At 71.0% G+C, this 26,997-nt stretch carries 26 protein-coding genes; 6 read left to right on the top strand and 20 right to left on the bottom strand.

Annotation, left to right across the window (positions count from 1 at the left end; all coding sequences use genetic code 11):
• The first annotated feature begins 38 nt into the window (after positions 1–38).
• From ACFSKW_RS35950 to ACFSKW_RS35940, 3 genes are all read left to right on the top strand, one after another.
• Positions 39–875, top strand: a complete 837-nt coding sequence (locus tag ACFSKW_RS35950) for an MEDS domain-containing protein (RefSeq protein WP_379577548.1) — start codon at positions 39–41, stop codon at positions 873–875.
• Complete coding sequence (locus ACFSKW_RS35945) at positions 865–1,680, top strand: ATP-binding protein (protein WP_379577547.1); 816 nt, start codon at positions 865–867, stop codon at positions 1,678–1,680. Before ACFSKW_RS35950 ends, ACFSKW_RS35945 begins: the two co-directional genes overlap by 11 nt.
• A 342-nt stretch (positions 1,681–2,022) precedes the next feature.
• On the top strand, positions 2,023–2,472 hold the full coding sequence (locus ACFSKW_RS35940) for a VOC family protein (protein ID WP_379577545.1): 450 nt from the start codon (positions 2,023–2,025) through the stop codon (positions 2,470–2,472).
• Positions 2,473–2,561: 89 nt separating this feature from the next.
• On the opposite strand, the gene ACFSKW_RS35935 is transcribed toward ACFSKW_RS35940, so the two are convergent.
• Positions 2,562–2,978 carry an ester cyclase gene (locus tag ACFSKW_RS35935; protein WP_379577543.1) on the bottom strand — a complete coding sequence of 139 codons (417 nt, stop codon included), beginning with the start codon at positions 2,976–2,978 and terminating at the stop codon, positions 2,562–2,564.
• 140 nt (positions 2,979–3,118) lie between these two features.
• On the opposite strand from ACFSKW_RS35935, the gene ACFSKW_RS35930 reads away from it, so the two are divergent.
• Both ACFSKW_RS35930 and ACFSKW_RS35925 read left to right on the top strand, forming a co-directional pair.
• Positions 3,119–4,360 (top strand): ATP-binding protein, encoded by a 1,242-nt coding sequence (locus ACFSKW_RS35930; RefSeq protein ID WP_379577541.1) that lies wholly within the window; start codon positions 3,119–3,121, stop codon positions 4,358–4,360.
• A 94-nt stretch (positions 4,361–4,454) separates the two neighbouring features.
• Positions 4,455–5,423, top strand: a complete 969-nt coding sequence (locus ACFSKW_RS35925) for a TIGR03557 family F420-dependent LLM class oxidoreductase (protein ID WP_379577539.1) — start codon at positions 4,455–4,457, stop codon at positions 5,421–5,423.
• Here the strand turns inward: ACFSKW_RS35925 and ACFSKW_RS35920 are convergent.
• The 9 genes from ACFSKW_RS35920 to ACFSKW_RS35880 all read right to left on the bottom strand — a co-directional run bounded on the left by ACFSKW_RS35920 (position 5,420) and on the right by ACFSKW_RS35880 (position 16,883).
• Positions 5,420–6,742, bottom strand: coding sequence for a serine hydrolase domain-containing protein (locus ACFSKW_RS35920; protein ID WP_379577537.1), 1,323 nt, complete (start codon positions 6,740–6,742; stop codon positions 5,420–5,422). The genes ACFSKW_RS35925 and ACFSKW_RS35920 overlap by 4 nt on opposite strands.
• A gap of 238 nt (positions 6,743–6,980) precedes the next feature.
• Entirely contained in the window at positions 6,981–8,969 is a 1,989-nt protein-coding gene (locus ACFSKW_RS35915) for a S9 family peptidase (RefSeq protein WP_379577535.1), read from the bottom strand.
• Positions 8,970–9,008: 39 nt separating this feature from the next.
• Positions 9,009–9,995: an ABC transporter ATP-binding protein gene (locus ACFSKW_RS35910; protein ID WP_379577534.1), complete on the bottom strand. Its 987-nt coding sequence runs from the start codon at positions 9,993–9,995 to the stop codon at positions 9,009–9,011.
• Positions 9,992–10,723, bottom strand: coding sequence for an ABC transporter ATP-binding protein (locus ACFSKW_RS35905; protein ID WP_379577532.1), 732 nt, complete (start codon positions 10,721–10,723; stop codon positions 9,992–9,994). Before ACFSKW_RS35905 ends, ACFSKW_RS35910 begins: the two co-directional genes overlap by 4 nt.
• A complete protein-coding gene (locus ACFSKW_RS35900; protein ID WP_379577530.1) occupies positions 10,720–11,598 on the bottom strand; it encodes an ABC transporter permease in 879 nt (292 codons plus the stop codon). Before ACFSKW_RS35900 ends, ACFSKW_RS35905 begins: the two co-directional genes overlap by 4 nt.
• On the bottom strand, positions 11,595–12,563 hold the full coding sequence (locus ACFSKW_RS35895) for an ABC transporter permease (RefSeq protein ID WP_379577528.1): 969 nt from the start codon (positions 12,561–12,563) through the stop codon (positions 11,595–11,597). The genes ACFSKW_RS35900 and ACFSKW_RS35895 overlap by 4 nt, the downstream gene beginning before the upstream one ends.
• A gap of 1 nt (position 12,564) precedes the next feature.
• Complete coding sequence (locus ACFSKW_RS35890) at positions 12,565–14,217, bottom strand: ABC transporter substrate-binding protein (protein ID WP_379577527.1); 1,653 nt, start codon at positions 14,215–14,217, stop codon at positions 12,565–12,567.
• Positions 14,218–14,242: 25 nt separating this feature from the next.
• A complete protein-coding gene (locus tag ACFSKW_RS35885) occupies positions 14,243–15,823 on the bottom strand; it encodes a hydantoinase/oxoprolinase N-terminal domain-containing protein (protein ID WP_379577525.1) in 1,581 nt (526 codons plus the stop codon).
• Complete coding sequence (locus tag ACFSKW_RS35880; protein WP_379577523.1) at positions 15,810–16,883, bottom strand: DUF917 domain-containing protein; 1,074 nt, start codon at positions 16,881–16,883, stop codon at positions 15,810–15,812. Before ACFSKW_RS35880 ends, ACFSKW_RS35885 begins: the two co-directional genes overlap by 14 nt.
• Positions 16,884–16,959: 76 nt before the next feature.
• Between ACFSKW_RS35880 and ACFSKW_RS35875 the strand changes: the two genes are divergently transcribed.
• Positions 16,960–18,456, top strand: a complete 1,497-nt coding sequence (locus ACFSKW_RS35875; protein ID WP_379577522.1) for a PucR family transcriptional regulator — start codon at positions 16,960–16,962, stop codon at positions 18,454–18,456.
• Positions 18,457–18,462: 6 nt separating this feature from the next.
• Here the strand turns inward: ACFSKW_RS35875 and ACFSKW_RS35870 are convergent, their stop codons facing one another.
• The 10 genes from ACFSKW_RS35870 to ACFSKW_RS35825 form a co-directional block, all read right to left on the bottom strand.
• Positions 18,463–19,953: an amidohydrolase gene (locus tag ACFSKW_RS35870; RefSeq protein ID WP_379577520.1), complete on the bottom strand. Its 1,491-nt coding sequence runs from the start codon at positions 19,951–19,953 to the stop codon at positions 18,463–18,465.
• Entirely contained in the window at positions 19,950–20,570 is a 621-nt protein-coding gene (locus ACFSKW_RS35865) for an FMN-binding negative transcriptional regulator (RefSeq protein ID WP_379577518.1), read from the bottom strand. The genes ACFSKW_RS35870 and ACFSKW_RS35865 overlap by 4 nt, the downstream gene beginning before the upstream one ends.
• Before the next feature lie 101 nt (positions 20,571–20,671).
• Positions 20,672–20,935: a hypothetical protein gene (locus tag ACFSKW_RS35860; protein WP_379577516.1), complete on the bottom strand. Its 264-nt coding sequence runs from the start codon at positions 20,933–20,935 to the stop codon at positions 20,672–20,674.
• A 2-nt stretch (positions 20,936–20,937) separates the two neighbouring features.
• Entirely contained in the window at positions 20,938–21,135 is a 198-nt protein-coding gene (locus ACFSKW_RS35855) for a hypothetical protein (protein ID WP_379577514.1), read from the bottom strand.
• A 336-nt stretch (positions 21,136–21,471) separates the two neighbouring features.
• Complete coding sequence (locus ACFSKW_RS35850; protein WP_379577512.1) at positions 21,472–21,849, bottom strand: STAS domain-containing protein; 378 nt, start codon at positions 21,847–21,849, stop codon at positions 21,472–21,474.
• Complete coding sequence (locus ACFSKW_RS35845; protein ID WP_379577510.1) at positions 21,846–23,072, bottom strand: SpoIIE family protein phosphatase; 1,227 nt, start codon at positions 23,070–23,072, stop codon at positions 21,846–21,848. The genes ACFSKW_RS35850 and ACFSKW_RS35845 overlap by 4 nt, the downstream gene beginning before the upstream one ends.
• A complete protein-coding gene (locus ACFSKW_RS35840) occupies positions 23,069–23,848 on the bottom strand; it encodes an alpha/beta fold hydrolase (RefSeq protein ID WP_379577508.1) in 780 nt (259 codons plus the stop codon). Before ACFSKW_RS35840 ends, ACFSKW_RS35845 begins: the two co-directional genes overlap by 4 nt.
• Positions 23,849–24,017: 169 nt before the next feature.
• A complete protein-coding gene (locus ACFSKW_RS35835) occupies positions 24,018–24,761 on the bottom strand; it encodes an SDR family NAD(P)-dependent oxidoreductase (protein ID WP_379577506.1) in 744 nt (247 codons plus the stop codon).
• 123 nt (positions 24,762–24,884) lie between these two features.
• Positions 24,885–25,835 (bottom strand): carbohydrate kinase family protein, encoded by a 951-nt coding sequence (locus ACFSKW_RS35830; protein ID WP_379577504.1) that lies wholly within the window; start codon positions 25,833–25,835, stop codon positions 24,885–24,887.
• A 30-nt stretch (positions 25,836–25,865) separates the two neighbouring features.
• Positions 25,866–26,987 (bottom strand): ABC transporter ATP-binding protein, encoded by a 1,122-nt coding sequence (locus ACFSKW_RS35825; RefSeq protein ID WP_379577502.1) that lies wholly within the window; start codon positions 26,985–26,987, stop codon positions 25,866–25,868.
• Positions 26,988–26,997 lie beyond the last annotated feature (10 nt).

The raw sequence follows: 26,997 nt of genomic DNA, 5'->3' as shown, positions 1-26,997 counted from the left end.
GCGTGGTGACGTTGGATGCGGATACGCAGATCACGGACTTGAGACTCAACGATCACGCCTGCCTCACCTTCGGCGAGTCCGAGGAACTGCTCGATCTCACCGCCGCCTACATCCGGGACGGACTGGCCGCCGGCCTGAGGGTCGTATGGTTGAGCGAGGAGCCGCAGGGAGCGCTGATCGAGCTGAGCCGCCGGGGGATTGCCGTGGATTCCACAGCCGCCACGGGACGGATGGAGATCGCGGCCTGCCAGGACGGACTGCTCGCCGGCCAGAATTTCGCGGTCGATCACGCGATGGGATGGCTGCGCTCCCAGATGGCGGTGACCGAAAGGGAGGGATACTCCGGCCTGCGGGTCGCCCTCGACATGAGCTGGGCACTACGGCCGATCAGCGGGATCGAGCAACTCCCGGTGTTCGAGGAGGAGATCGCGGCGGCGCTGTCGGGTACCAGCGCGTCGGTCCTCTGCCAGTACGACCGCGACCGGTTCGACCCCGTGACGTTGGCGTCGGTGTCCGCGTTCCACACGCGCTCCGTCGCCGCGGCCACCTACCACTTCGACCCTCTCCTGCGGATCTGCCGCCAGTACGCGCCACCGGGCATCCGGCTGGCCGGCCAGATCGACCGGACGGCCGAGGACTCGCTGGCCCTGGCACTGGCCGAAGCCATCCGGGTCGACGGTGACATCATGGTCAACATGGTCGAGCTGTCGTTCATCGACCTTCCCTGCATCCGGATGATCGTTGACGCCGTCCGGAGCGTCGCCCCCGCCCGCAAGGTCGTCCTGCGCTGTAACAGCGCGGTGGCCGCGAGATTCGTCCTGCTCGGTGCCACCACCGTTCCCGGCGTCAGTCTGGTGACCGTTCATGACCGGTGACGAAGACCTGAACAGCCCACCGGTGACGACGGGTCGGCGGGGGGAGATCCCTGACGGCACGCCGCCGGTACTGGACCAGATGTTCGACGGCGATTCGCTGTACGCGCTGCGGGCGACCCTGGAGGCGCACGCCTCGCAGGCCGGGCTGCCCGAGGGCCGAGCCGGTGATCTGGTCATCACCCTTCACGAACTGGCCACCAACGCCGTCCTGCACGGTGCGGGGGCCGGACGGGTGAGGATCTGGAAGCACGCCGCGGCGCTGCACTGCCGGGTCGAGGACAGCGGACCGCCCAGGTCGGACGCGCAGCCCGCGGCGAAGTGGCCGTACGAGCATGGGCACGGCCTGTGGATCGCGCGCTACCTGTCCGACGGGATGAGCGTGAGCTCCGGCCCGTCCGGGACCGCCGTCACGGTCGTCTTCGCCCTGCCCGTCAATGATCATTTCACCTCGTTCAGCCTGGTCCGGCACGCGAGGAACGCCCACGTCGTCCTCTCGCTGACCGGCGGCCTCGATCAGCCGGCGGCTCAGGAGCTCGGTGCCGCCGTCAGGGCCCTGCTGTCCGAGCATCCCGCGCCGCGGCTGGTCCTGGACCTGACCGGCGTCACCTTCTGGGACGCCATCGGCATCGCCGCCCTGGTGACGACACAGCAGCGCATCGACGAGACCTCGGCGGGAGTGATGTTCGTGACCGGGTTGTCCGACGAGTTCAGGAAGAGGCTGATCTCGCTCAGCCCGACTCCTTTCACTTTCAGCGACACCCTCGACCACGCGGTCCAGCAGCTCCCTCCCAGCACGGGCGCGTAGGCCCTGTGCCGCCGAAAACGTCCTCGGACCGGCCCGGCCTGCGACGGCGCGGCGTGTCCCGTTTCCCGTGCGGGAGAGGCCACGAGTAGGGCGTATCGGCCGGTAGCGATGCTCGGAGGCTTGACGACGGTCGAGCCGGTTCTCGCGTCCACAGTGGAGCCGGACCGCACGGTTTCGGAGAACACCGTGGCGGGGAGGGCCACAGCAGCGGTTGTCATGAGGAGCGAGATCGGCCGCGTGCGGGCCAGGTCGATGCCGCCACCAGAGGCATCGTCACGACGCGGCACGCCTGGGGTCCGCATCGCTCCCTCGAAAACAGGAATCGAAAGATGGGAGGCCGGCATGCGGCACGAAGATCTCCCGGCCCCGCAGACCGGGATCCTGCTCACGCACTTCCTCACCGTGGCCGACGTGGCCCGCTCGCGGGCCTTCTACACCGATGTACTCGGTGGCGAAACGGTACTCGACGAGAACCCGTGCATCGTCAAACTCGCCAACGCGTGGATCATCATGAACCCCGGCGGCGGTCCCACTCCGGACAAGCCCGATGTCACCCTGCATCCGCCCTCCGACCCTGGCATCGCGACCAGCTTCCTCAACATCCGCGTGGCCGACATCGACAGCTGCTACCAGGAGTGGAGCGCCAAAGGGGCCCGATTCCTCACTCCACCGATCGACCGCAAGGCCGAGCTGCGCTGCTACATGCGCGACCCCGACGGCTACCTCATCGAGGTCGGGCAGTCCACCGGCCTCCTTCACGGCATCCTGGCCGATCCGCCCGCCAAAGGCTGACTACGGCCCCGCCGCCCGTCAGCCCGCGGAAAGCTGGACCGCGACGCTCAGCCGCGATCCGCGATCGGCCCTGCCACGAGGCGCCGCTCCTAGAAGGCAGGGATCGGTTCGGGGACGAGACCCGCTTGACGGAGTAGCCCATACAAGTCGGTCTCGCCCCAGAACTCGACAATCTTGCCGTGTTGAAGTCGGTACGACTTGATCCCCGTCATTGTCAGGTCCCGGCCCGTGCGGTCGTGCGCATAGGTCAACGTGAAAGCCACGGTCACCCGGTCCCCGGCGGCGAACAGATCGTCGATGCGCACCCGGCAGTCCGACAAGCCAGGGGTCATCATCGCCCCTTCGGTGTGATGCCGTCCCCGCACGTGCCGGCCCGCTCCATGAATGAGTACATTCTCGGCCATAAGATGCTCAAGGTCGGCTATCTGGCAGGTCTCGAAGATCCGAAGATAGCGACGAACGACCTCGGCGTTGCGCTCGGCGATGGACTTGATCGCATCTGGCATGCGATGACTCTATTCGGCGGGTACACAGATCACTCGATCATTCGCCCCTGCCGGTGGTGCCTTTTCCGTGAGCCTGTCGCCGCCTAATCTGGGCATTTCTCGCATAAGGGGCGTATCCCAAGCAGAGGGGTGTGGGGGCGATGGGGCGATGGGTCGACTACGAGGTGGTGTTCAAGACCTGCCCGGCCCCCCTGTTGATACTGACACCCGACTTCGTCATGGTCGCGGCGAACGACGCCTATCTGAAGGTCGCCAAACGCACGCTGCAGGACGTGCTCGGCCGCTACCTCTTCACCGTTTTCCCCCCGAATCCGCACATGCCCAACGATCCGGAGACGCAGGGGGTGGAGGTCCTGCGCGCCTCGCTGGAACACGCGATGGCCACCGGCCAGCCCGACTGCATGCCCATGCAGAGGTATGACGTCGAAGTGGTCGGGCGTCCAGGGATGTTCGAGGAGCGGTACTGGAACACGGTCAACACGCCGATCCTCGGCGTGGGCGGCGCCGTGGAATGGATCATGCTCAGTATCGAGGACGTCACCGACTTCGTCCGGGCGATGAGACGCACCCCGCGAGCGGCCCACGGAAAGCTGGCACAACGCCAGGGCGTGGATGTCGATCTCTACTCCAGCGCCCGCGAGCTGCACATCCTCAGCGAGCAGCTCAAGCAGGCGCAAAGCCAGCACCGCGAGATCACCTCGACGCTGCAGGAGGCCATCCGGCGCCAGCGGCAGTTGGTCTTCGACGTGTCGCACGATCTGCGCAATCCGATCACCGGGCTCCTGACCGAGCTGGAGGTCGCCCTCTCGGAACCCGCCATCGACCTGCAGCAGATCCTGCGCAACCTGCTGCGCGACGCCGAGCGACTCAACGAGATCGTGGCCGACGTGCTCGACCTCGCCAGGGTGGACAGCGTCCCGCCCGGTACCGAGTTGGTCGACATGGGCCGTCTCGTCGCGGAGGAACTCCAGCGCCGCATCCCGGCCGCCGGCATCCACACCCGGCTCGACCAGGGGGTGGTGGTGCGCGCCTCGCGGATCCGCCTGGCCCGGCTGCTGGGCAACCTGCTGGCCAACGCCGAACGGCACACCTCCACCACGATCGAGATCATCGTCACCACTCGCCCCTCCGAGGCCGTCCTCGAGGTCATCGACGACGGGCCAGGCATCCCGCGGGCCGACCGCGAACGCGTCTTCGAGCGTCTGTACCGCCTCGAAGACGCCCGCAGCCGTGACCCCGGCGGTTCGGGGCTGGGACTGCCCATAGCGCGCGGAATCGCCCAGGCGTACGGCGGCCGGCTCTACGCCGCCGACCACCCCGCGGGGGCGCGTCTCGTCCTGCGGCTCCCTCTGTACCGGCCGGTGCACCAGGCGGCCACCTGAGCGGAACGAGCGCGCGGCGCGGGACGGCGAACCTTCATCATGAATCTTCGTACGCGGGCATCTAGCCTTGGCCGTGCGGGGTTATCACGACCTCATGGTGCAAATCGGGTACACCTTGATGTCCGAACAGACTCCGGCGCGCCAACTCGTGGAGTACGCGGCCGCCGCGGAGCGCGTCGGCTTCGACTTCGCGGTCCTGTCCGACCACTACTTTCCGTGGCTGGAGGAGATGGGACATTCGCCCTATGCCTGGTCGGTGCTGGGAGCCGTCGCGCAGGTCACCAGGCGGCTGCCCCTCATGACGTTCGTGACCTGCCCCATCATGCGCTACCACCCGGCCGTGGTCGCGCAGAAGGCCGCGACGATGGGCGTGCTGAGTGAGGGCAGGTTCACCCTCGGCCTCGGCGCGGGGGAGAACCTCAACGAGCATGTGATCGGAGAGGGGTGGCCGCCGGTCGACACGCGGCACCGCATGTTCGCCGAGGCCGTCCAGATCATCAGGCGGCTGTTCGGCGGCGACTACGTCACCTACCACGGCGAGTTCTACAACGTCGACTCGGCGAAGCTCTACGACCTGCCGGCCGAGCAGGTCCCCATCGCCATCGCGGCCTCCGGCGGCCGATCCGCCGCCCTCGCCGCAGAGTACGCCGACGTCCTGGTCGTCAACGACCCGATGCCCGACGTGGTCGGGCGGTTCCAGGCCGCCGGGGGCGCGGGCAAGCCCGTCTACGGTCAGCTCCCGATCTCCTACGACAGCGACCCGGAGGCCGCCAGGCAGCGGGCGCACCAGCTGTGGCGCTGGGCCGGCGTCGGCGGCTGGAAGGTCCTGGCCGAACTGCCGGGGCCGGTGAACTTCGCGGCGGCGGCCGGTACGGTCCGCCCTGAGGACGTGGCCAGGAGCGTCCCCTGCGGCGACGACGTGGACGCGGTCCTGCAGGCGCTACGCGCGTTCAGCGACGCCGGGTACACGCATGTGGCTCTGGTGCAGATCGGCGCCGACCAGCAGCATCCGTTCTTCGGCTGGGCGGAGAAGGAACTCATGCCCGCGCTGCGCGACCTCTAGTCCACGAGGCGGGGGAAGACCCGGCCCGCGATCCGCACCCCGAACACCTCGCCGCCGGGCGAGCGCACGAACTCGACGGGCATGTCCCGCCACGGCCCGGCGTCGACGGCGAACAGATCGTCGTGTTCCCGCGCGATGGGCAGGGCTGGAGGGTGGAAGCCGCCGGGCTCGCTCCTGATCACCAGCCGGCCGACCTCGGATTCGACGACGATCCGTTCGTACACCGTCGCCGGCTGCTCGATCGCGTAACTCCCGCTCAGCTCGGCGAGCGTGTCGGGAGCGAGGTCGGCGTGGAGCCTCTTGGCCGGCTTCCTGACGCCCGCGAGGTCGTCGAGCAGCCGGTCCACGATCCGGCGGTAGATCCGGCCGGCGTTCTCGGTGTTGACGAGCACCACGAGCCCGACTTCGGCCTGTGGCACGAACAGGTTGATCGCGCCGATTCCGGGCAGGGCTCCCTCGTGGTAGACCACGTCGCCACCCCCGCGGTGGTCGACGTGCCAGCCGAGACCGGTGGAGGCCGGGCCGAGGCCGACGGGGATCAGCTCGGTGATCATGCGGGTGCGGGTCTCCTCGCCGATCGGGCCGACCGGCCCGTACCCGAGCCACCAGCCCATCCAGCGCGCCAGATCCACCGCGTTGGAGTACTGCGCGCCCGCCCCACCCGCCGAGCGCGGGCCGAGCCACGCCTCCTGCACCGGCTTGCCGTCGCGATGCCCGCTGGCCGCGGGCGCGGAGATCACCCGCTCGGGGAAGTAGCCGGTGGCGTCCAGGCCGAGCGGCCGCAGGATCAGCCGCTCGACGACCGTTTCGAACGGCTCGCCGTACAGGACCTCGACCAGCCGGGCGGCAACGGTCATGGCGGTGTTGGAGTAGGAGAAGAGCCAGCCGGGCGGCAGGATCTGCCTGGCGGTGGCGATGTTGGCCATCTGGAGGGCGAGCGCGGCGTCGCCGCGGTCCTCGACCCACGGCACGTCGCCCGCCCAGCCGACGGCATGGGTGAGCAGGTTCCGCACGGTGACCGTCTCGCCGGCCGTCTCGTCGACCACTCTGAAGTCGCGCAGATAGGTGCGGACGGGGGCGTCGAGGTGGACGCGTCCCGCCTCCACCAGCGTCATCACCGCGGTGGCGGTGAAGGGCTTGCCCATCGAGGCGATCGGCAGCAGGGTGTCGGGGCGAAAGACGGTCGCGGGCTCGGTCCTGGCCAGCCCGTAGGCGCCGAACCTGGTCCCACGCCTGGTCACGATGGCGACCGAGCAGCCCGGTCCGCCGTGGTCGGCCAGGGCGCCGCGGGCGATCTCGTCGAGCGCGACCTCGTCCATCCTGCTCTCCGTCCGTCCGGCGACCGCCCGCGCTTCACGACCGGTCGTGCTGCGACTATGCCGAGGGAGGGAGCGCGAATCCATATGATCGCGCCACAGGAGAATGTTCTGAACTGTGGTCCCGTCACAGCAGGTTCCCGCCGTTCGAGCAGGAGGAAGCGATTGGCACCCGCAGGCGAGGTGCCGGGTCACGCCGCAGCGGCCTCCACGGCTCCTCCCCGCGGTGGCGGTCGTGGCTTCAGCCGGTCAGCGGGGCCGCCGTGCCGTCATCCGGTCGTCCTCCCGTCCTGGTGTGCTCCGTCACCCAGTCGATGATCCGGCGGCTGTAGTCGGCCCGGTGGGACGGTCTGCCGTCCACGATGAACTGGTGGGAGGCGCCGGGGTAGAGCACCATCCTGGCGCGCACGCCCTTGACCCGCAGCGCCGTGAACCACGCCTCGGCCTGCCCGACAGGGCACCGCTCGTCGTGAACGGCGTGCAGGACCAGCGTCGGGGTGGTGACGTGCTCGACGCGCTCGAACGGCGACTGGGACCTGACCAGGCCACGGTCCTCGTGCGGGTGCGCGCCGAACTCCAGCGCGGCGAAGACGCGGCTCAGGTCGGAGGTGCCCGAGGCGCTCACCAGGTCCGCCATCATGCCGGCGACCACGGCGGCGGCGAACCTGTCCGTCCTGGTGGTGAGGTGGCCGGTGAGGAACCCGCCATAGCTGTAGCCGCAGACCGCCAGCCGCTCGGGGTCGGCGATCCCCTCGGCCACCAGCCGGTCGACGGGGCCGAGTAGGTCGCCTTCGTCGCCGTGGCCCCACCGGTGGAGGTTGGCGGTGTAGAAGTCCTCGCCGTAGCCGTCGCTGGCACGCGGGTTGAGCAGGAGCACCGACCAGCCGAGTCCGGTGAGGATCTGGTGGTAGGGGTTGGCGGGTTCGAGCGCGGGCCCCCACGACAGGTGCGGTCCCCCGTGGACGTCGACGAGCAGCGGACCCGGCGTGGTGGCCGCGGGATCGCGCAGCAGCCAGCCGTGCACCGTCTTCCCATCGGCGGTGGTGAACTCGCGCTCCTGCGGCGCCGTGAACGCGACGTCGGGAAGGGACGTCGCGGTGTGCCGGGTGAGTGGCCTGGGTTCACCGCCCGCCAGGTCGACGGCGGCAAGCTCGCCGTACGACGTGGGTGTCATCACCAGCGCGGCGGCTCGGCCCACGCCTGCGGCGACCGACAGACCCGACACCACCCAGCCGGGGGTGGCCAGGAACGGTTTCGGTGAGCCGCCCGCGAGCTCGACGGCGTAGACGTGGGTGCTGCCCCTGTCGTTCACACCGAACAAGACGGTCGTGCCGTCGGAAGAGAACTGCGGGAAGGCCCCGTACCACCCGCCCTGGCCCGGCCTGACGTTGCGGTCGAGCGAGGCGGACAGCTCGACGGCCTCTCGGCCGTCCAGCGGCACCAGGAACAGTCCCAGGTGTCCGATGCGCACCGTGGGTGCGCTCACGACGACGAGCGCGTCCCCGCCGGGCGTCCACGTCACGGCGTCCACGAGAGCGCCCGCCGGGCCGACCGGCCGTGGCGGGGATCCCGCGGCGTCGACGACGTAGGCGGCCGAGGCCAGCGTGAGGTCCGCGTCGGGCCCCTGCGCGGCCGCGTAGGCGAGCCGGGTCCCGTTCGGCGACCAGGCAGGCTCGCCGGTGTCCCCGTCGCCGTCGGTGATCCGGCTCACCTCGCCGGTGGCCAGGTCGAGGACGTGCAGGTGCAGGCGCACCCCCCGGCGCAGGCCCACGCCGTCGGCCTTGAAGCCGAGCCGTTCGATGACCACCGGCGCCGCCGTCCCGTCCCCGGACTCACCGGCCGACAGGTCGACGGGCGCGGTGAAGGCGATGCGCGTGCCGTCCGGGCTCCAGATCGGGCGGCCCGCGCCGAGCGCCAGGTCCGTCGCCGGCCGAGGCTCGCCGCCGCCCATAGGCAGCGTCCAGATCTGCGCGGGCCCCTCACCCGCCCGCAGGAACGCGAGCGTGCCGCCGTCGGGCGACCAGGCGGGCGAGGTGTCGGCCGGCCCGTTGGTGAGCGGTACGGCCGGCCCGCCCTCCCACGGCACCAGCCAGATCGCGCGACGGTCTGCGTCGGCTGCCTTGTCGACGGTGCGCAGCACGTAGGCGACCCGCTCACCGTCGGGGGAGATGGCCGGCTCGCGAGGCAGGGCGAGGGAGTACAGGTCGTCGATGCCCAGCGGGCGGACCATGGTGTGACTCTTTCTGTCGGCGGTGGTGGGATGACGCGCTCACGAGAGCTGGAGCGAACAGGCCGCCCAGTGGCCCGGACCGTGCTCGTGGACGCGCGGCTCGTCCTCCGCGCACGACGGCACGCCGACGGGGCAGCGGGGGTGGAAGCGGCAGCCCGAGGGGATCGCGGCGGGGTCAGGGGCCTCGCCCGCCTTGATCTCGGGCCTTCTGCGCAGGCGGGGGTCGGCCTGAGGGATGGCGGAGACGAGCGCCTTGGTGTACGGGTGGACGGGGTGGCCTATCACGTCGGCGGCGGGCCCTTCCTCGACGATCCGGCCGAGGTACATGACCGCGATCCTGTCGGCGTGCCGGGCCGCGACGGACAGATCATGGGTGATCATGAGGATGCCGAGGCCGGAGCGGCGCAGCCCGTCGAGGAGGGCGAGGACGCCGTCGCGGACGTCGACGTCCAGCATCGAGACGGGCTCGTCGGCGATCAGCAGGTCGGGTTCGGGCGCGAGCGCGGCGGCGATCGCCACCCGCTGCCGCTGGCCGCCGGACAGCTGGTGGGGGAAGCGGTCGAGAAACCGTTCCGCCGGTGCCAGGCCCGCGCGCTCCAGGGCGGCGACGACGCGGGTGTCCCGCTCCTCCTGCGTGGCGCCGATCCGGTGGACGGCCAGCGGCTCGGCCACCGTGCGCCGGACGCGGAAGCGGGGGTCGAGCGACTCGTAGGGATCCTGGTAGATCATCTGCATCTGGCGCCTGATCGACTTCAGCTCCCCGTGCCCCAGCCGGGTGATGTCCCGTCCGCGGAACCTGACGGCCCCCGCCGCGGGCTCGGCCATCCGCATCAGGGTCTGCGCGGTGGTCGTCTTGCCGGAGCCTGACTCGCCGACCAGTGCCACCAGCTCGCCCTCGCCGACGCTGAACGAGATTCCGTCAACGGCTCTGACGACCCGTCTCGGCACCCCGCGCACGGTCTCGACCAGCCCGCGGGGCAGCGGGAACCGCGTGACCAGCCCCTCGATCTCCAGCAGCGGCGTCACGTCAACACCTCCTCGACCGCGCCGAGCCGTTCTATCCGGCCCGTGCGCATGACGGCGATCCGATCGCAGACCTGGGCCACGACCGGCAGGTCGTGCGAGACGAACACGACGGCGAGCCCGAGCTCATGGCGCAGCCGCTCGATCAGCTCCAGCACCTGCGCCTGCACGATCACGTCGAGCGCGGTGGTCGGCTCGTCGGCGAGCAGGATCTTGGGGTCACAGGCCAGCGCCATCGCGATCGCGGCGCGCTGCCGCATGCCGCCGGAGAACTCGTGCGGGTATCGACCGGCGCGGCCAGGCGCGATGCCCACGAGTTCGAGCAGCTCGCCAACCCTGCGTTCGGCGGCCTTCCTGGTGACCGTCCCGTGCAGCAGCATCGGTTCGGCGATCTGCCTGCCGATCGTGGCGACCGGGCTGAAGGCGTTCATCGCACCCTGGAAGACCATCGCGATGTCCTTCCACCGGTGCGGGCGGACGCTGTCCTCGCCGTGGGCGAGCAGGTTCTCGCCCTCGAGCAGGACCTCGCCGCTCACCGTCGCCGTCGGCGGCAGCAACCCCATCAGCGCGAGGATCGCGGTCGTCTTGCCCGATCCCGAGCCGCCCACCAGACCCAGCCCTTCGCCGCGCTCGACGGCGAAGCTCACCCCTCGCAGGGCGTGCATGCGGTCGCCGCGCTCCAGGTCGAACCACACGTGCAGGTCACGGACGTCGAGCAGCGGGGAGTTCACGGCTTCACCCTGAACGTCCGCACCGACAGGTGACCGCCGCGCAGCCTCGGGTTGAGCCGCTCCTCCAGCGCCCTGCCGACGAGGGTGCAGGACACGATCAGCACACCGACGGCCAGCCCCGGCGGGACGACGGCCCACCACGCCCCTCGGGAGAGGGCCTGGCCGTCGAAGGCGTTCTGAATCAGCCGGCCCCACGAGACCGCCGTCGGGTCGCCGAGGCCGAGGAAGGCGATCGCGGTCTCGGTGAGGATCGCGTTGCCGACCGCGAAGATGGTCAGCGTCGACAGCAGCGGCACGGTCTGCGGCAGCACGTGATGGAGGATGACGCGCAGGCTGCCGGCGCCGATCGAGCGGGCCCGCTTGACGTAGACGCGTTCTCTGATGCCGCGCGCCTGCGTCCTGACCACCCGCGCGGTCCTGGTCCACGACAGCAGCCCGATGATCAGGATCACGCTGGTCAGACTCCTTCCCCACACCGCCGCCACGATGAGCAGCAGTGGGATGTCGGGGATCACTAGCAGGTAGTCGGTGATCCGCATGGTGATCGCGTCGACGCGACCGCCGAAGTATCCGGCGACCAGGCCGATCGCGCCGCCGATCACCATGGCGATGAGGGCCGCGCTGAAGCCCACGAGCAGCGAGGTCCGCGCGCCCCAGAGCAGCAGCGTGGTCATGTCGGCGCCGGCGTCGTCGAGACCGAGCAGGTGCTCGGGCGAGGGCGGCTGGTAGACGGCGCCCGCCTTCTCCCAGATGTCGTAGGGCGCGATCTGCGGGGCGAGCAGGGCGAACAGCACGATGAGGGCGAGGGTGACCGTACCGACCGCGCCGCCCGGCTGGGCACGCGCGGCGCGCAACGCCGCGTTGACGGCGCTCATGCCGTGACCCTCGGGTCGAGCCGCTGGTGCAGCAGATCGGAGATCAGGTTGGCAAGCACGATCGCGACCGTCAGCAGCAGGAAGCCGCCCTGCAGCATCGGGTAGTCCCTGTTGCGCACCGCCTGGTAGAGCTCTAGGCCGATGCCGGGATAGGAGAACACCGTCTCCACCAGCAGCGCCCCGGCGACCAGGTAGCCGGCGTTGAGGCAGATGAGCGTCACGACGGGCGGCAGCGAGTTGCGCAGCGCGTACCTGTTCATGATCCGCCAGCTCGGCAGGCCCTTGGCCCTGGCGGTGAGGATGAAGTCCTCGCCGAGCGAGTCCAGCAGGGAGGAGCGCACGATGAGCGCCCAGATGCCCCACCAGACCAGGCCGATCGCGGCGGCGGGAAGGATCATGTGGGCGCTCCTGTCGGCGACCATGTCCCACCACGAAGGGTCACGGAAGCGGAGGTAGGGGTCGGAGACGCCGACGGCCGGGAGGACGTCGCCGAACAGCAGGAGCAGCACCAGGGCCACCCACTGGATGGGCAGCGCCGACAGAAACAGCGAGGCGGACACGGGCGCCCAGTCGGCGGCGGTACCTCTGCGCCAGGCCGACACGATGCCCGTCAGCAGACCGAGGAGCAGTCCGGCGGTCATGCCGGCCAGCACCATCGGCAGGGTGTTCAGCAGCGGGGTCGCCAGTTGGTCCCAGACCGGCTGGCGCGTCTGGAAGGACGTGCCCAGATCCCCCCTGAGCAGCCCTTGCAGGTAGAGAAGGTACTGCTCGGGGAGAGATCTGTTCAGCCCCAGCTCCTCTCTGAGGTGCTCGCGGAACGAGGCGCTGCAGGTGCTGCAGGCCTCGTACTGCGAGGAGGCGTCGCCAGGCGCCAGCCTGAAGATGACGAAGTTGATCGTCGCGGCGATCCACACCGTCACCAGGGCGAAGCCGAGGCGCCTGACGACGTGCTCGCTGCGGCTCACCTCAGCCCTCGTTCCTGCGAGCCCGGGTCCAGAGGTCGGCGCCGTAGCGAAGCGGCTCGATTCCCGCCCACTTGGCGGAGATGACGTGAACGCCGTCGGGATGGTAGAGCGGCAACGTCGCCCTGGCGTCGCGCAGCACCATCTGCTGCATCTGGGCGATCATCGTCTTGCGCTCCGCCACGTCGAGCGTGACCCTCTGCTGAGCGTAGAGCTTGTCGTACTTCGGGTCGCAGTAGCCGGCGAAATTCGTGCTTCCCCACGCATCGCACATGTAGATCCGCAACGACAGGCTGGGGTCGGGCTCCAGGTAGCTCCAGTAGGAGAACGCCAGGTTGAAGTCGAGGTACTTGCCGTCCGGGGCGGCGACCGTGGCCGTGTACTCCTCGGTGATCTCCGGCTTCAGCGCGATGCCGACGGCCTTCAGGTTCTTCTGCAGGATTTCGGCCACCCTGCCGAGCTCCCACACCACCAACTCGTACTCCATGCGGGAGCCGTCCTTGGCGACCCTGATCCCGTCGGCGCCGCGCTTGTGGCCGAGCTCGTCGAGGATCGCGTTGGCACGAACGGGGTCGAAGGCGTCGGCGGCGATCGTGCCGGGAACGTAGGAGTCCTGGGAGGGCACGAGGATACTGCGTCCCGGCTGACCGAAGCCGTTGAGCTCGACCTCGATGAGTTCCTTGCGGTCGATGGCCAGCGACATGGCCTCGCGGACCTTGACGTCCTTGAGCTCGGGATGGTCCTTCTTCTTCGGGTTGGTGTTGATGTTCAGCATGGCCACCGCCTGCGCGGGGGTCCGCTGGATGGTGACGCCCTTGGATCCCTCGACCGACTTGGCGATCGCGGGGCCGTCGGTGTAGCCCCACGCGAGGGTGTCGCCCGACTTGAGCGCCCGCGCGAGCCCCTCCGCGTTCTCGAAGACCTCCAGGCCGACCGCGTCGACCTTGGGCGGCTCGCCGTAGTAGCCTTTGTTCGGTTCGAAGATCGTTGTGCCGTTGGGATTGAACTCGGTGACCGTGAAGGGGCCACCGGACACCATGGGGAGCTTGTCCTCGGGGTGGAAGCTCATCAGGTCCTTGCCGCCGTTGCCCGTGTGACTCGACCACACGTGCTTGGGCAGGACGCTGAAGTAGGCGAGGGAGCTGAGCGCGGTCGGAGGCAGGGGGTCGGCGTAGGTGACGACGAACGTGTCGGGGTCGGGCGCGGCCACGGACTTCACGCCGTCGAGGGCGGAGGCGACGAGTCCCGCGGCGCCGTCCTTGTGCTTGAGGATGATCTCTGCGGTCCACAGCGCGTCATCCGAGGTCAGCGGCTTGCCATCGGACCAGGCTCCCTTCTTCAGCTTGAAGGTGTAGGTCCGCCCGTCGGACGAGGCCGTCCAGCTCTCCGCCCAGGCAGGTTTCACGTCGGCGCCGTTGAGCTGGATCAGGGACGGGTAGACCATCTGGCGGGCGAGCCAGGAGCCGAACAGGTTGGTGGCCATCGGGTTGAGCGACTCCAGGCGGCCCAGGTCGCCGGTGACGCCGACCCTCAGCACGCCGCCCGTGGCGGCCTGGAGGGGCCCCTGGTCGGCACTCTGACAGGCGACCGTCAGCGTCGCGAGGACGGCGATCGTACCGATCGCGCGGGTGGGTCCCCGCCGCAGCCGTGTGAGCATGATGTTCCTCCTGCAGTACGGGCCGCTACCACGCGGCCAGCGGCCCAGCCGCCTTGACGTTGATCCGGATCATGGGTTCGAGGAGATAGGACAGAGGGGTCTCGGTGATCTCCACGACGCTGACGGACTCGGGGTCGGCCCCCGCCTGTACGGCCCTGCGGACCGCCATGTCGCACGCCTCGTCGACGGCGGCGCGCCGCCCGTCACCGGCGGGCGTGAGCGTCTCCCATCGCCCGCTGGCCAGCGCGATGGCCGCGCCGACGGCGTTGGCGACGTCGGCGTGTTCGGGCCGCAGCACCTCGGCCGCGCCCGCCACCACGTCGGGGATGAGGAAGGCGCCACCGCCGACCGCGACCAGAGGCCTGTCGGTCCTGCCGAGCGACATCCGCTCGACGGCGGCGCTGATCATCGCGTCGGATTCGACGAGCGCCGCGTCGAGCAGCGCTCTGGTCTTGGCCGAGCGCTGCGCGGGGGCGACCCGGCCGACCTCACCCCGGCCGGCGAGTACGGCGGCGTCGGTCAGCGTCGGCGTGCGCCCGCCGAACACCAGGCCCTCGGTGGCGATGCGGTAGCCGACCGAGGCGGGTCCGACCTCAGGCGACTCCTTCGTGCCCGCGACGATCGTGCCGCCGCCGACGGCGACGCTCAGGATGTCGGGCATCCGGAAGTTCGTCCTGATGCCGCCGATGTCGACCGCGAGCGCGGACTCGCGGGGGAAGCCGCGCACCAGCACGCCGAAGTCGGTCGACGTGCCGCCCACGTCGGCGACGATCGCCTCCTCGACCCCTGCGAGGAAGGCGGCGCCGCGGATGGAGTTGGCGGGTCCCGAGCCGATGGTCAGGACCGGGTAGCGCGCGGCGTAGTCCAGCGACATCAGCGTGCCGTCGTTCTGGGCGAAGAAGGCGGCGGCGTCCAGGCCGCGGTCGGCCAGGACCGCGGTGAGCGCGTTGGTGACGTCGCCCGCCGCGCCGTACAGAGCGGCGTTCAGCACGGTGGCGTTCTCGCGCTCGATCAGGCCGAGCGCCCCGATCTCGTGGCTCATCGAGACGGGCAGGTCCGGGCTGAGCTCGGCGGCGACCATCGCGGCGACGGCGAGTTCCTGGTCGGCGACCGCGGGGCTGAACACTCCCGTCACCGCCACCGCGTCGACCCGTCCGGCCACCGAGCCGAGGAAGCGGCGCACGCCCGCCTCGTCGAGCGGGGCGATGGGCCATCCGTCGACGAAGTGCCCGCCCTCGACGATGACGGACCCTGCGACGACGGCCTCGGCGAGGTCGGCGGGCCAGGTCGTGAGCGGCGGGACCGCGGTCGTGGCGGGCGCGCCGATGCGGATGACGGCCACCCTGCCGAGGCCCCTGCGCTGCAGGATGGCGTTCGTGGCGTGGGTCGTGCCGAGCATGACCCTGCCGACGCGGCCGCTGTCGTCGCCGAGCCGGGCCAGCACGTCGGCCAGCGCGGCGCGCATGCCGCCCGCGACGTCGACGCTCGTGGGCCGCTTGGTCCAGGCGAGGATCTTGTCAGACCTGTCGAGGACGACGGCGTCGGTGTTGGTGCCGCCGACGTCCACTCCCACCTTCAGGTCACGCGAGAAATCAGCGGCCGACATGGGCGAGCTCCTCCACGGGGCGATAGGCGATGTCGTAACCGAACGCGGCGGGGCCGGCGATCTCAAGGCCGCGGGGCGTGCGCCAGAGAGGGTCGCACGACCAGGCCAGGACGCTGACCCGCTGGCCGAAGCGGAGCATCTCGGTGGAGATGGCACCCGCGGTCTGCGTGTCGACGATCGTGATCAGGTCCGGCACGCTGGCGAGGATCTCACCGTCTTCCAGGGCCAGCAGGTTCTCGTTCTGCAGCTCGACCCTGAGCATCCGCCCGCGGCAGCTGTCGGTGCCCTGCACCACGACCGAGCCGTGGACGAAGCCGCCGCCCGTGCGCCGCTCGACATCGACGATCTTCCCGTGGATCAGTTCGCAGGCCCCGAGGCAGTCGCGAAGCGCCGCCAGCGGGTCCGTCGCGCCCTCCACGCTGCGGCCGATGTCCATGGCCGCCGAGACGCTGCCCTCGATCAGCCCGCCGCGGGCCTGCCCCGCCGTCATGACGTAGCTGGACAGCAACGAGGACGCGCCGCTCGCGACGCAGACCGCGCGGGCCAGCCGTTCGGCCCACACCGCGCTCACCGGGCGCAGAGTGGCGACGTTGCCCACCACGTCGGACATCACGACGAGGTCGAGAGGGAGCCCCGCGACGTTCATGGAGACCATCTGGACTTCGGGAAAGGCCCTGCCCATACCGTCGGCGTCGAGCAGCGGCAGTCCGACCTGCGCCGCCCACGCGACGGGTTCGACCCCGTTGCTGCCGCCGATCTCCGCAGCCATGATCGCGGCCGGCCGCCGACCGAGGATCCGCTCGATCTCCTCGCACAGCCGCTGGGGCTGTTCGAGGCTCATGAGCATCTCGTGTCCGACCGTGGGGGCGCCGATCCCGGACAGCGGGACGATCAGGTCGTCATCGCCGAGTTCGTCCAAGCGCACCACGGGGACGGGTCCGTGTCGCCGGATGGCCTGCATCGCGCTGGGGACGGCGGTCTCGACGGCACCGCCGCCCCCTGTCCCCAGCACGGCACATCCGCGAGCGAGCGCGGGCAGTTCTGCCTCGTTCAGCTGCATGCCGACGACTATGCGCGGTGCCGGTTCGTGAAGCCAATATGACCAGAAGCCAACAGTATGCGGTCATACTGTGGCGATGACACAAACGCCGCCGACAGTGGCCGACCTGCTGGCGCATCCGGTGCGCTTCGGGCTCACCCTGCTCGCGGGGCCCGGGGCGGGCCGTCCCATCGAGAAGGTCACCGCCGTGAGCACCCTTCCCGGGGTGGTGCACGCGGCCGAGGGCAGCCTGGTGGTGATCCTGGAGCCGCCCGGCTCGGCGCTGACCGGCTACGAGGCGGACGTGGCGATCAGGCACGCGGCCGACAGGGGGCTGGTGGCGCTCGTCCTGACCGGGCCCGTGCGGTTGCCGGTGACCTCGCAACACCTGGCGAAGCGGGCCCAGGTTCCGGTGCTGGGCTCCGAGACGGCGCAGGACGGCGCCGAGCTGCTGCTGCGGATCGACCGCTACGCGCGCGGCGGCGCGTCAGACGCGCTGGCCAGGGCGGCCGCGGCCATCGAGGCGGCCCAGAACGCGGCGGACGCGGCCTCCGACGACCCCGTCGCGGCCGTGCTCGCCGCCGCGGGCGACGCGCTCGGATGCACTGTCGACCTGCTGGAGTACGCGCCGACTGCCCCGAACTCCCCTGGCGCGGTCGTGATCGGCGACCAGGCGGTCGCCGAGGTGGTCGCGGGCACGCACGACGAGGCCGCCCACGTGGCGCTTCCCGCCGTGGCCGCGGTGGTGTCCAGGGTGCGGCAGAACGAGCTCAACCGGCGCTTCGCCGCGACGATGACCAGGGCGGAGCTGATCGTGCAGATCGCCCTGGCGGAGCGGGCCCAGCTCCCGCAGCTCAGCGCGCAGGCGCAGCGGGCCGGGCTGCCCGTCCAGCAGACGCACGTCGTGGCCTGGGTGCGCGTGGAGGCGGCCGAGGGCGCGCCCGCGGGCCTGTTCCAGCAGCGGCAGCTGCTGGCCGCGCTGGAGCTGGCGGCGCTGCAGGCGCTGGACGGCCGCCCCGGCATGTGGCACGTGGCGAGCTTCAGCGGCGACCTGATCGTGGTCTTCACCGATCCGGTCGCGGGCGCGCACCTCTACGGCCGGGTCAGACAGGAGATGCAGGCGCTGCTTGCCACCCTGGCCGAGCGCGGGGACGCGCTCGTCACGGTCGGGATGGGCACGCCCCAGGCCGGGCCCGACGGCATCAGGCAGTCGGCGGCCGAGGCCAGGGTGGCGGCCGACTCGGCGGCGGTCAGGGGCAGGAGGGGGACGATCGCCGACACCGACGCCAGCGGGCTACGGCGCATCCTCGCCGACCTCTACTCCTCGCCGCTGTCTCGCGGCCTGCTGGCCGAACTGCTGGCGCCCCTGGACGCGCTGGGTCCCGAACGGTCCTGGATCGGCGTCGTCACGCTCTCGGCGTTCCTCGACTCCCAGGGCTCGCCCACCAAGACCGGGCGAGCCCTGCACCTGCACGCGAACGCCGTGTCCTACCGGCTGCGCTGGATCACCGAGGCGCTGGACGCCGACCTCGACGACCCCGACGTGAGGTTCGCCCTCCAGATGGCCTGCAGGGTCAGGCTGCTGGGAGCGTGAGCGGGGTCAGATCCCTTCGCGCCAGGTCCACCGGCCCGCGAGCATGGTGGCGGCGACGGGCATCCGTCTGAGCAGGTCGGTCGAGGCGGTGTAGAGGTCGGCGTCGAGCACGACCAGGTCGGCCGGATCCCCCACGGCGGGCGTGACCCGGCCGGTGCGGGTGGAGGCGGCCAGGGCGGCCGCCACCGGGATGGCCTGCTCCTCGTGCCACGGCTTCCTGCCGTCCCTGCTCCTGTCGACGGCCGCGGCCAGCGAGATCCACGGGTCGAGCGGGGCGACGGGGGCGTCGGAGCCGAGGGCCAGTCCGGCTCCCGCGGACAGCAGCGCGCCGAAGGGGAAGGCCCTGCTGGTCCTGCCTGCCCAGTGATGATCGGCCACGTCCCTGTCGTCCATCGCGTGCTCGGGCTGGACGCTGGCGACCACGCCGAGCTCGGCGAACCTGGGCAGATCGGAGTCGCTGAGCAGCTGCGCGTGCTCGATGGTGCCGTGCGCGCCGAGCTCCTCGAACGCGTCCAGGGCGAGGGTGTTGGCGTGGTCGCCGATCGCGTGGACCGCCGGACGCAGGCCGTTCGACCAGGCCCTGCGCATCAGCGGGATGAGGTCGTGCGGCGGCACGAGCAGCATGCCGCGCGGGTGCTCGGCGTTCTCGAGCCCCGGGTAGGGGTCGTGGCAGTAGGCGGTACGGGTGTTGAGCGATCCGTCGGTGATCACCTTGAACGGGCCCATCTCGACCAGCCCGCCGGTCCCCGGGATGACATCGCCGGTGCGCAGCCCTCTGGCGATCGCCTCCTCCAACCGGCCCGGCCAGACGCCGCACGCCACCCTCAGCGAGACGGTGCCCGCGCGCACCCTGCGCACCCACGCGTCGAGGTGCCAGGGCGCCTCCAGCTCGACCACGCCGACGACGCCGCGGGCGGCGGCCGCCGTGGCGGCCTCGTCGGCCCAGGCGTCCAGCAGATGCTCGGGGAGCCTGGCGACGTCCTCGCCCACTGCCTGCCACTCGGTCTCACGCAGGATGCCGGTGGGGTGACCGGCGTGGCCGTACTTCTCCGCCGCGGCGGCGTTGACCCAGCAGCAGTGCAGATCCCCGCTGACCAGCACGATCGGCACGTCCGTCGGGGCGGCGGCGTCCAGCAGGTCGCGATGCGGCCTGTCGGGCCACATCGCGTCCCTGAATCCGTAGCCGACCAGCGGCAGGCCGGGCTCGGGCGGCCTGGTCCTCAGTCTCTCGGCCACCAGGCTCGCCGCCTCGGCCGCCGACGTGGCGGACGACAGGTCGAGCCGTTGCCTGGCCAGGGTCCACTGGTCGAAGTGGACGTGGTGGTCCCACAGTCCCGGCACGACGGTGCGGCCCTCGACGTCGAGGACGTTCCAGCCGCTCTCGGGCGTGATCCGCTCCTCGACTCGCGCCACCCGGCCCTCGCCGAGCAGGATGTCGACCGGCGTCGCCGCCTGGCCGAGCCTGGCCGAGCGCAGCAGCGTCCATCCGTCGTTCATCGGCTCTCCCCGGAGGTCAGGACCTGGCGCATGTGCCTGGCGAGCTCGGGGTTGCGATAGCCGGCGTCGGTCTCCAGCGCCTGAATGATGCGCCACGCGATCTCGGCAGGCTTGTCCTGGCTGAGTTTGGCCTTGGCCAGCACGCGGGTCGGTCGCAGCCGGAACCCGGTCACACCGCGCGCGACCTTGCGCCCGTGATCGTCCTCGACCCTGAACGGCGTGGGCCGCACGCTCTCGTACCGGTCGACGGTGTCGGTGAGCACCCGGTAGGTCTCGGCGGCGTCGAGCGGTTCGGGGCGGCCGTAGAGGTGCGCGACCAGGTAGTTGTAGGTGGGTACGGCGGGCCCGCCGCCGCCGTACCATCCGGGCGAGATGTAGCCGTGCGGACCCGCGATGATCAGCAGGACCTCGTGCTCGCCGAGCTCATGCGCCTCGTCGTCGGGCCTGCCGAGATGGCCGACGATCGAGAGCGCAGGGCCTTCCTCGACCAGAACCGGCAGGTGGGAGCCGACGAGGCCGCGCGGCGTGCCGCTGAGGAGCGTCGCCCACGGATTGTCCTGGACGAGGGCCCTGATCCTCTCCTTGTCGTCGAGCAGGTAGTCACTGTTGTGTCGCACGGTCACATCCGTAGGTCTGGGTCCACATGACCACGACTATCTCCCGCCTCCGAACGTCGGCCAAGATGGCCATGGCACAATGCACCCCCTTCCGGTTGTGGTCAGGGCACAATCATGGTCGGACTCCTCGCCCCGGGTCGGCGAGCCAGCGCCGGCATCGGAACGGACGGCACTGCCGCGCCGATGGCGATGAGCATGGTCCCCATCATGAGCAGCTCGAGGTGCCCCTGCCGCACTCTGCGAGGATCGCGCAGGCCGCGACGGATCCGCTCGGCCCGGGGCGTGCGGGTGATGTAGACCATGAACCAGCCCGTCAGCATCCCGCAGGTCAGCTCGACGACGCCTATCTTGACCAGCGACGGCATGGTCAGCCCTCCACGTTGGCGAAGAAGTCACGGACGTGCCCGAGCACGTCGAAGCCGTTGTGCGCGGCCCCTGGCACGACGTCGAGCCGTACCGGAATGCCTGCCGCCTCGCAGCTGCGGCGCAGGCTCTGGATGCGGTCGAGCCTGGTGGCGCCGGCCGCGTCGGCGCCCTCGATCCACAGCGGGTCCTTCTCGGTCACGGTGAGGGTGCAGGTAGAGGAAGCGGTGGGCGAACTGTCCGCCTCGGGAGAAGCCGTGCATCATCATCCGCGGACCCGCCAGCCGGTACTTGGCGGCGACCTCGTCGACCATCGACAGCAGGATCCGGTCGAACCTGCTCGGGGCGGATGAGCGTGGCGTCATACTGGCCCGACCGCACGCCGTTGAGCCGGGTGTCGTCCTCGTTGACGAACGACATCTCCAGGCCCGCTCATCCCCGCCACGTTGCGGCCTCGCCTGTCGAGCACGCGTGCCGTCCCCGAGCACGCCGCACGCGGGTGAGGTCGAGGCGACGCGATCTCCTGCCGTGCGGTTGATCACTGGCGGTGGTCGCGGTGCCGGTGGGCGGTGCGAGTCCACTCCTCGGACGCGGCCTGGGCGGTGGGGTAGGCGGACAGAACCCGGTCGAGGCCGATCAGGCGCAAGACGCGGGCGACCTGGGCGGGCACGGCGGCCATCGCGATGGTCGCGTTCGCGGCCGTGGCGTGGTTGCGGGCGGCGACGAAGGCGGCGATGCCGCTGGAGTCGCAGAACGTGAGCCCCGACAGGTCGATGATGAGCAGTTGGCCCGCCGTCAGAGGGATGTCCGCCAGCGTCCGGCGGACCTCGGGAGCGGTGTGGTGGTCCAGCCTTCCGGCGAGTTCGAACACGACGCCGCTGTCGACGCCTCGCACGGTGCTGGTCAGGCCGGTCATGGTGGGTCTTCCACGGGCAGGGGCACGCCGAGCGCCAGGATGGCGGTGTCGTCGTCCAGACCGTTGCCGAAGCCGTCGACGAGGTCGGCCAGCGCGCTGATGGCCCCGGCCGCGGTGGTGGGGGCGAGGCGCGTGGCGAAGGCGCGCAGGGCTTCGTCTCCGTACCGCTCGCCGCCGGCCCCCGTACGGGCCTCGGTCAGCCCGTCGGTGTACAGCAGAAGGGTGTCACCGGGCGCCAGGCGGATCGTCCTGGTGGTGAACGTGGCGCCGGGCAGGATGCCGATGAGCATGCCGTTCGTGGTGGGCTGGTAGTCGGCGGTGCCGTCGGCGCTCAGCAGCAGGCACGGGGGATGGCCGCCGCCGGCCAGCGTGACGGAGAAGGCGTCGCCGTCCGGGGTGAGGATGCCGAAGATGGCGGTGCAGTAGTGGGGGTTGTCGGCGCTGTACTCGCTGTGCAGGGCGGCGTTGAGGGTGTCCAGTACGGTGTCCGGGTCGGGATCGTAGGCGGCGGCGGCACGAAGGGTGTAGCGGATCAGGGAGGTCACCGCCGCGGCCTCGGCGCCCTTGCCGCACACGTCGCCCAGGAAGAAGCCCCACCGGTCGCGGGTGAGCGGGAACAGATCGTAGAAGTCGCCGCCGACCTCGTCGCGAGAGGCGATGTGGTAGTGGGCGACGGCCTCCAGCCCGGGCACGTCCGGCAGCGAGGGGGGCAGCAGGCTGCGCTGCAGCGTGGTGACCAGGCGCTGGAGCCGCTCGCGTTCGCGCTCGGCCTCGTGTCGCGCGCGCAGCAGTTCCCGCTCGTATGCGCGGCGGTCGGAGGCGTCGAAGATCGTGGTGCGGATGAGCTGGGGCTGTCCGTCGGTGCCGGTCTTGACCGTGGAGGTGACCAGGACCGGCAGGCTGGTGCCGTCGGCGGCCCGCAGTTCCAGGGCCACACCGCCGATCTCGCCCTGCATGGCCAGCAAGGGCGCGAAGTGGGTCTCGTGGTAGAGCCTGCCGCCGACGGTGAGCAGGTCGGCGAACGACCGGCGGCCGACCAGCTCCTCGCGGGTGTAGCCGAGCCAGGTCAGCAGCGTGGCGTTGACCTTGGCGATCCGGCCGTCCAGGAGCGTGGACAGGTAGCCGCAGGGCGCGTTGTCGTACAGGTCCTCGGCGCTGTCCTCCAGCAGCGAGGCGAACATGGCCGCCTCGCCAGGACCGTCACCGGGGTCGTGCCCGTTCATGTCCGACGATCGCCGGCGGCGAAGGAGGCGATCGCCTCGCTGGTGGCCTCCGGGGCGCTGAGTTGCGGGCAGTGGCCGGTCGCGGGCAGCGTGATCAGGCGGCTTCCCCTGATCCGGGCATGGACGAACCTGCCGACCTCGGGGGGAGCGATCACGTCGTGGGCGCAGTCGAGAACCAGCGTGGGCACGCGCACGTGGGCGAGGTCGGCGCGATTGTCGGACAGGAACGTCGCGCGGGCGAAGGCACTGGCGATCCGCGGGTCGGTCCGGCAGAAACTGTTGGTGAGCTCCTCGCCGAGCTCGGGGCGGTCCGGGTTGCCCATGATCACCGGGGCCATGGCAGCCGACCAGCCGAGGTAGTTGCTGTCCAGCGACTCCAGCAGCTCCTCGATGTCGGCCCGGCTGAACCCACCCCGGTAGCCGTCGTCGTCGATGTAGCAGGGCGAGGGAACCAGCAGCACCAGCTTCGCGAACCGCTCCGGCTCCCGGATGGCCGCGAGCACCCCGATCATCGCGCTGACCGAGTGCCCCACGAACACCACCTGTGACAGCTCCAGCTCCCGGCAGATCCGCAGCACGTCGTCGGCGTAGCCGTCCAGGGTGGCGTACCGCTCCTCCTGCCAGGCCGACAGGTCCGACCGGCCAGACCCCACATGATCGAACAACACCACCCGGAAGTCCCGGGCCAGCGACGGTGCCACCAGGCGCCACAGGTTCTGGTCGCAGCCGAAGCCATGGGACAGCATCACCGTCGGCCCGTCCGCCCGCCCGGTCACCACCACATGATTTCTGGCATTGACTCCCATACTGCCCATATCACCTCATTCTCCCACCGTCCATGTCCGGGGCCGGGGAAGGCCGGAAGCAGGCGGCCGCGTTCCACGCTGGACCCGCGGCCGCGGATCCCGATCCGGCCGCGCGCCCGCGCCGGATCGGGGCGGGGCGTCAGGCGGTGACGCCGCCGTCCACCGCGATGGAGGCGCCCGTGATGTACCGGCCTCCCTCGCCGGCCAGGTGGGCGACGGTCGAGGCGATGTCCGCCGGCTGCCCGTAGTGTCCGAGGGCGGTGTAGGCGCTCTGAGCGTCGGCGCCCGGCCCGTCCGCCGGGTTCATGTCCGTGTCGATCGGGCCGGGGTGGATCACGTTGGCGGTGATGCCACGCGGGCCCAGGTCGCGGGCGAGCCCCTTGGTCAGCCCGGTGAGGGCGGTCTTGCTCAAGGCGTAGAGGGTGACGCCGGGGAAGGGCGTACGCCCAGCCAGGCAGCTGCCGATGTTGATGATCCGTCCGCCTTCGGTCATGTGCCCTGCCGCGATCTGGGCGGCGATGAACGGCGCGCGCACGTTGACGGCGAGCACCCGGTCGAAGTCCTCGGGCCGCACGTCCTGAAGAGGACCGAAGGGGAACACAGCCGCGTTGTTGACCAGGACGTCCAACCGGCCGAACTCGGCTGCCACCCGGCTCACCGTGTCCGTCACGGCCTCGGGGTCGCCGGCGTCCGCCTGGAAGGCCACGGCGCGGCGTCCCAGCGCCTCGACCCGCTTCACGACGGCGCGGGCCTGGTCATGGCTGTGCTGGTAGGTCACCGCCACGTCCGCACCGTCCTCGGCCAGCCGGAGCGCGACGGCCTCGCCGATACCGCGGCTGCCGCCGGTCACCAGCGCCGCCTTGCCGTTCAAAACCGCAGTCATGCCGGGCTCCTGTCCTGAGTGGGCTTCAAGGGAGAGGCGACTCCCGCCCTCCACGCCTCCCTTGAACCCCGCTCCGCTTCACCCGGTTGCACGAGAGCGCCACGACCGGAGGGCTCCACCCCGTCAATGGCCTGACCAGCGGGCGGGCTCCGCGTCCATCTCGTGTCGCCAGGGCGGTTCGGCGCCCACGCGGGTGCAGGTGAGGGCGGCGACGCGCTGGGCGTAGGTGAGCGCCGCGGTCAGCGTGTCGACGGGGATGGTGGCGAGCCGGTCCCTGGCCAGCCTGTCGTCCCGGAAGAGGGCGGCGAGCAGGCCGGACATGAACGCGTCCCCCGCGCCGACGGTGTCGGCGACCCGCACCTGCCGCGCGGGCAGGTCGACCGGCCCGTCGGGGCCGAGCGCGTGGACGCCCGCGGCCCCGCGGGTCACGACGACGAGGGCGGGTCCGCGCTCCCGCCAGCGGGCCGCGACGGTCTCGACCGGCTCGCTGGGCGCAAGCCATGCGAGGTCGTCGGAACTCACCTTGACCAGGTCCACCAGCCCGATCCAGCGATCCAGCCGCGCGCGCAGGAGGGCGGGATCGCGGGCGAGCCGAGGTCTCAGGTTCGGGTCGAGGGTGAGCGTGCGCCGCGCTCGCTCCCGCAGCAGCAGCGACTCCAGGGTGTCGCCCATGGCCGGTACGGCCAGCGCGAGCGACCCGCTCACGTGCACGCAGCAGGCACTGCCGGGCAGTTCAGGCGGCAGTTGGTCAGGCCTCCAGGCGCCGTCGGCGCTGCCTTCGACGTAGAAGGCGTACTCGGCCGCGCCCTGGGCGCCGAGCGTGACGACGGCCAGTGTCGTCGGCTCGTCGGCGCGGACGGCGATGCTCAGATCGACGCGCGAGTCCGTCAGGTGCGCGCGCAGGAGCCGGCCGAACCCGTCGTCCGCGATCCGGGCGAGCAGCGCGACCTCGACGCCGAGCCGGCCGAGACCGGCGGCGACGTTGGCCGGGCTGCCTCCGGGCCTGGCGGCGTAGCTCTCGCCGTCCTGCCGCGGGACCAGGTCGACCAGAGCCTCACCACAGGACACGATCATGTGCTGGGCTCCCTGTCGTGGTGGCGGCGGTCAGGTGGACAGCCGCTGGCCGGTGACCGCGGAGAACAGCCGTTCCTTGCCGGGCTGGATGCGCAGCCGGACCTGCTCGCCCTTGGCCGGGGGCGCGTTGGGGTCGACGCGTGCGATGACCGTCTGGTCGCGCAGCGCCGGGTCGGTCGTGCCGGCGTACTGGCCGTAGAGGAAGGCGTCCGAGCCGAGTTCCTCGACCACCGTGACGGTGATCGGGAAGGTCGAGCCGTCCGTGCCGGCGTCTCCCTCGCCGACCACGTCGACGCCCTCGGGCCGGAAGCCGAGGATGACGCGGTCGCTGCCCTCCTCCTTGAGCGCCTTGAGCGTCTCGCGGCTCAGCCGGACGCGCATGTCGCCGAGGACGGCCTCGTCGCCTTCGACCCGGTACTCGGCCAGGTTCATCGACGGCGAGCCGATGAAGCCGGCGACGAACACGTTGGCCGGGTGCTGGTAGAGCCGCAACGGCGTGTCGACCTGCTGAAGGATCCCGTCCTTGAGGACGGCCACCCTGTCGCCCATCGTCATGGCCTCGACCTGGTCGTGGGTCACGTAGACCGTCGTCACCCCGAGCCTGCGCTGGAGAGCGGCGATCTGGGTGCGGGTCTGCACTCTCAGCTTGGCGTCCAGGTTGGACAGCGGCTCGTCCATGAGGAACACCTTCGGCTCGCGCACGATCGCCCGGCCCATGGCCACGCGTTGCCGCTGCCCGCCGGACAGGGCCTTGGGCTTGCGGTCGAGGAACTCCTCGAGGTCCAGCAGGCGGGCGGCCTCACGTACCCGCCGGTCGCGCTCCTCCTTGGGCGCCTTCATCACCCGCAGGGCGAAGCCCATGTTGTCGGCCACCGACATGTGCGGGTAGAGCGCGTAGTTCTGGAACACCATCGCGATGTCCCTGTCGCGCGGCGGCAGGTGGGTGACGTCGCGCTCGCCGATGCTGATGTGCCCGCCGTCGACTCGCTCGAGGCCCGCGAGCATGCGCAGGGAGGTGGACTTCCCGCAGCCGGACGGACCCACGAGGACCAGGAACTCGCCGTCGGTGATGTCGAGGTCGAGGGCGTCCACCGCGGGCCGTGCGGATCCGGGGTAGACGCGGGTCGCCTCGTCGTAGAGAACTCTGGCCATCGGTTTCTCC

The organism is Nonomuraea mangrovi, from assembly GCF_042681425.1.
Classification (GTDB): domain Bacteria; phylum Actinomycetota; class Actinomycetes; order Streptosporangiales; family Streptosporangiaceae; genus Nonomuraea; species Nonomuraea mangrovi.
This window is presented reverse-complemented; position numbering and strand designations above follow the sequence as displayed.

Excerpts from the sequence above, each read along its gene's own strand:
- ACFSKW_RS35945 (WP_379577547.1), top strand. The coding sequence starts at position 865 with ATGACCGGTGACGAAGACCTGAACAGCCCACCGGTGACGACGGGTCGG.
- ACFSKW_RS35940 (WP_379577545.1), top strand. The coding sequence starts at position 2,023 with ATGCGGCACGAAGATCTCCCGGCCCCGCAGACCGGGATCCTGCTCACG.
- ACFSKW_RS35935 (WP_379577543.1), bottom strand. The coding sequence starts at position 2,978 with ATGCCAGATGCGATCAAGTCCATCGCCGAGCGCAACGCCGAGGTCGTT.
- ACFSKW_RS35930 (WP_379577541.1), top strand. The coding sequence starts at position 3,119 with ATGGGGCGATGGGTCGACTACGAGGTGGTGTTCAAGACCTGCCCGGCC.
- ACFSKW_RS35925 (WP_379577539.1), top strand. The coding sequence starts at position 4,455 with ATGGTGCAAATCGGGTACACCTTGATGTCCGAACAGACTCCGGCGCGC.
- ACFSKW_RS35920 (WP_379577537.1), bottom strand. The coding sequence starts at position 6,742 with ATGGACGAGGTCGCGCTCGACGAGATCGCCCGCGGCGCCCTGGCCGAC.
- ACFSKW_RS35915 (WP_379577535.1), bottom strand. The coding sequence starts at position 8,969 with ATGGTCCGCCCGCTGGGCATCGACGACCTGTACTCCCTCGCCCTGCCT.
- ACFSKW_RS35900 (WP_379577530.1), bottom strand. The coding sequence starts at position 11,598 with ATGAGCGCCGTCAACGCGGCGTTGCGCGCCGCGCGTGCCCAGCCGGGC.
- ACFSKW_RS35890 (WP_379577527.1), bottom strand. The coding sequence starts at position 14,217 with ATGCTCACACGGCTGCGGCGGGGACCCACCCGCGCGATCGGTACGATC.
- ACFSKW_RS35885 (WP_379577525.1), bottom strand. The coding sequence starts at position 15,823 with ATGTCGGCCGCTGATTTCTCGCGTGACCTGAAGGTGGGAGTGGACGTC.
- ACFSKW_RS35880 (WP_379577523.1), bottom strand. The coding sequence starts at position 16,883 with ATGCAGCTGAACGAGGCAGAACTGCCCGCGCTCGCTCGCGGATGTGCC.
- ACFSKW_RS35875 (WP_379577522.1), top strand. The coding sequence starts at position 16,960 with ATGACACAAACGCCGCCGACAGTGGCCGACCTGCTGGCGCATCCGGTG.
- ACFSKW_RS35870 (WP_379577520.1), bottom strand. The coding sequence starts at position 19,953 with ATGAACGACGGATGGACGCTGCTGCGCTCGGCCAGGCTCGGCCAGGCG.
- ACFSKW_RS35860 (WP_379577516.1), bottom strand. The coding sequence starts at position 20,935 with ATGCCGTCGCTGGTCAAGATAGGCGTCGTCGAGCTGACCTGCGGGATG.
- ACFSKW_RS35850 (WP_379577512.1), bottom strand. The coding sequence starts at position 21,849 with ATGACCGGCCTGACCAGCACCGTGCGAGGCGTCGACAGCGGCGTCGTG.
- ACFSKW_RS35845 (WP_379577510.1), bottom strand. The coding sequence starts at position 23,072 with ATGAACGGGCACGACCCCGGTGACGGTCCTGGCGAGGCGGCCATGTTC.
- ACFSKW_RS35835 (WP_379577506.1), bottom strand. The coding sequence starts at position 24,761 with ATGACTGCGGTTTTGAACGGCAAGGCGGCGCTGGTGACCGGCGGCAGC.
- ACFSKW_RS35830 (WP_379577504.1), bottom strand. The coding sequence starts at position 25,835 with ATGATCGTGTCCTGTGGTGAGGCTCTGGTCGACCTGGTCCCGCGGCAG.
- ACFSKW_RS35825 (WP_379577502.1), bottom strand. The coding sequence starts at position 26,987 with ATGGCCAGAGTTCTCTACGACGAGGCGACCCGCGTCTACCCCGGATCC.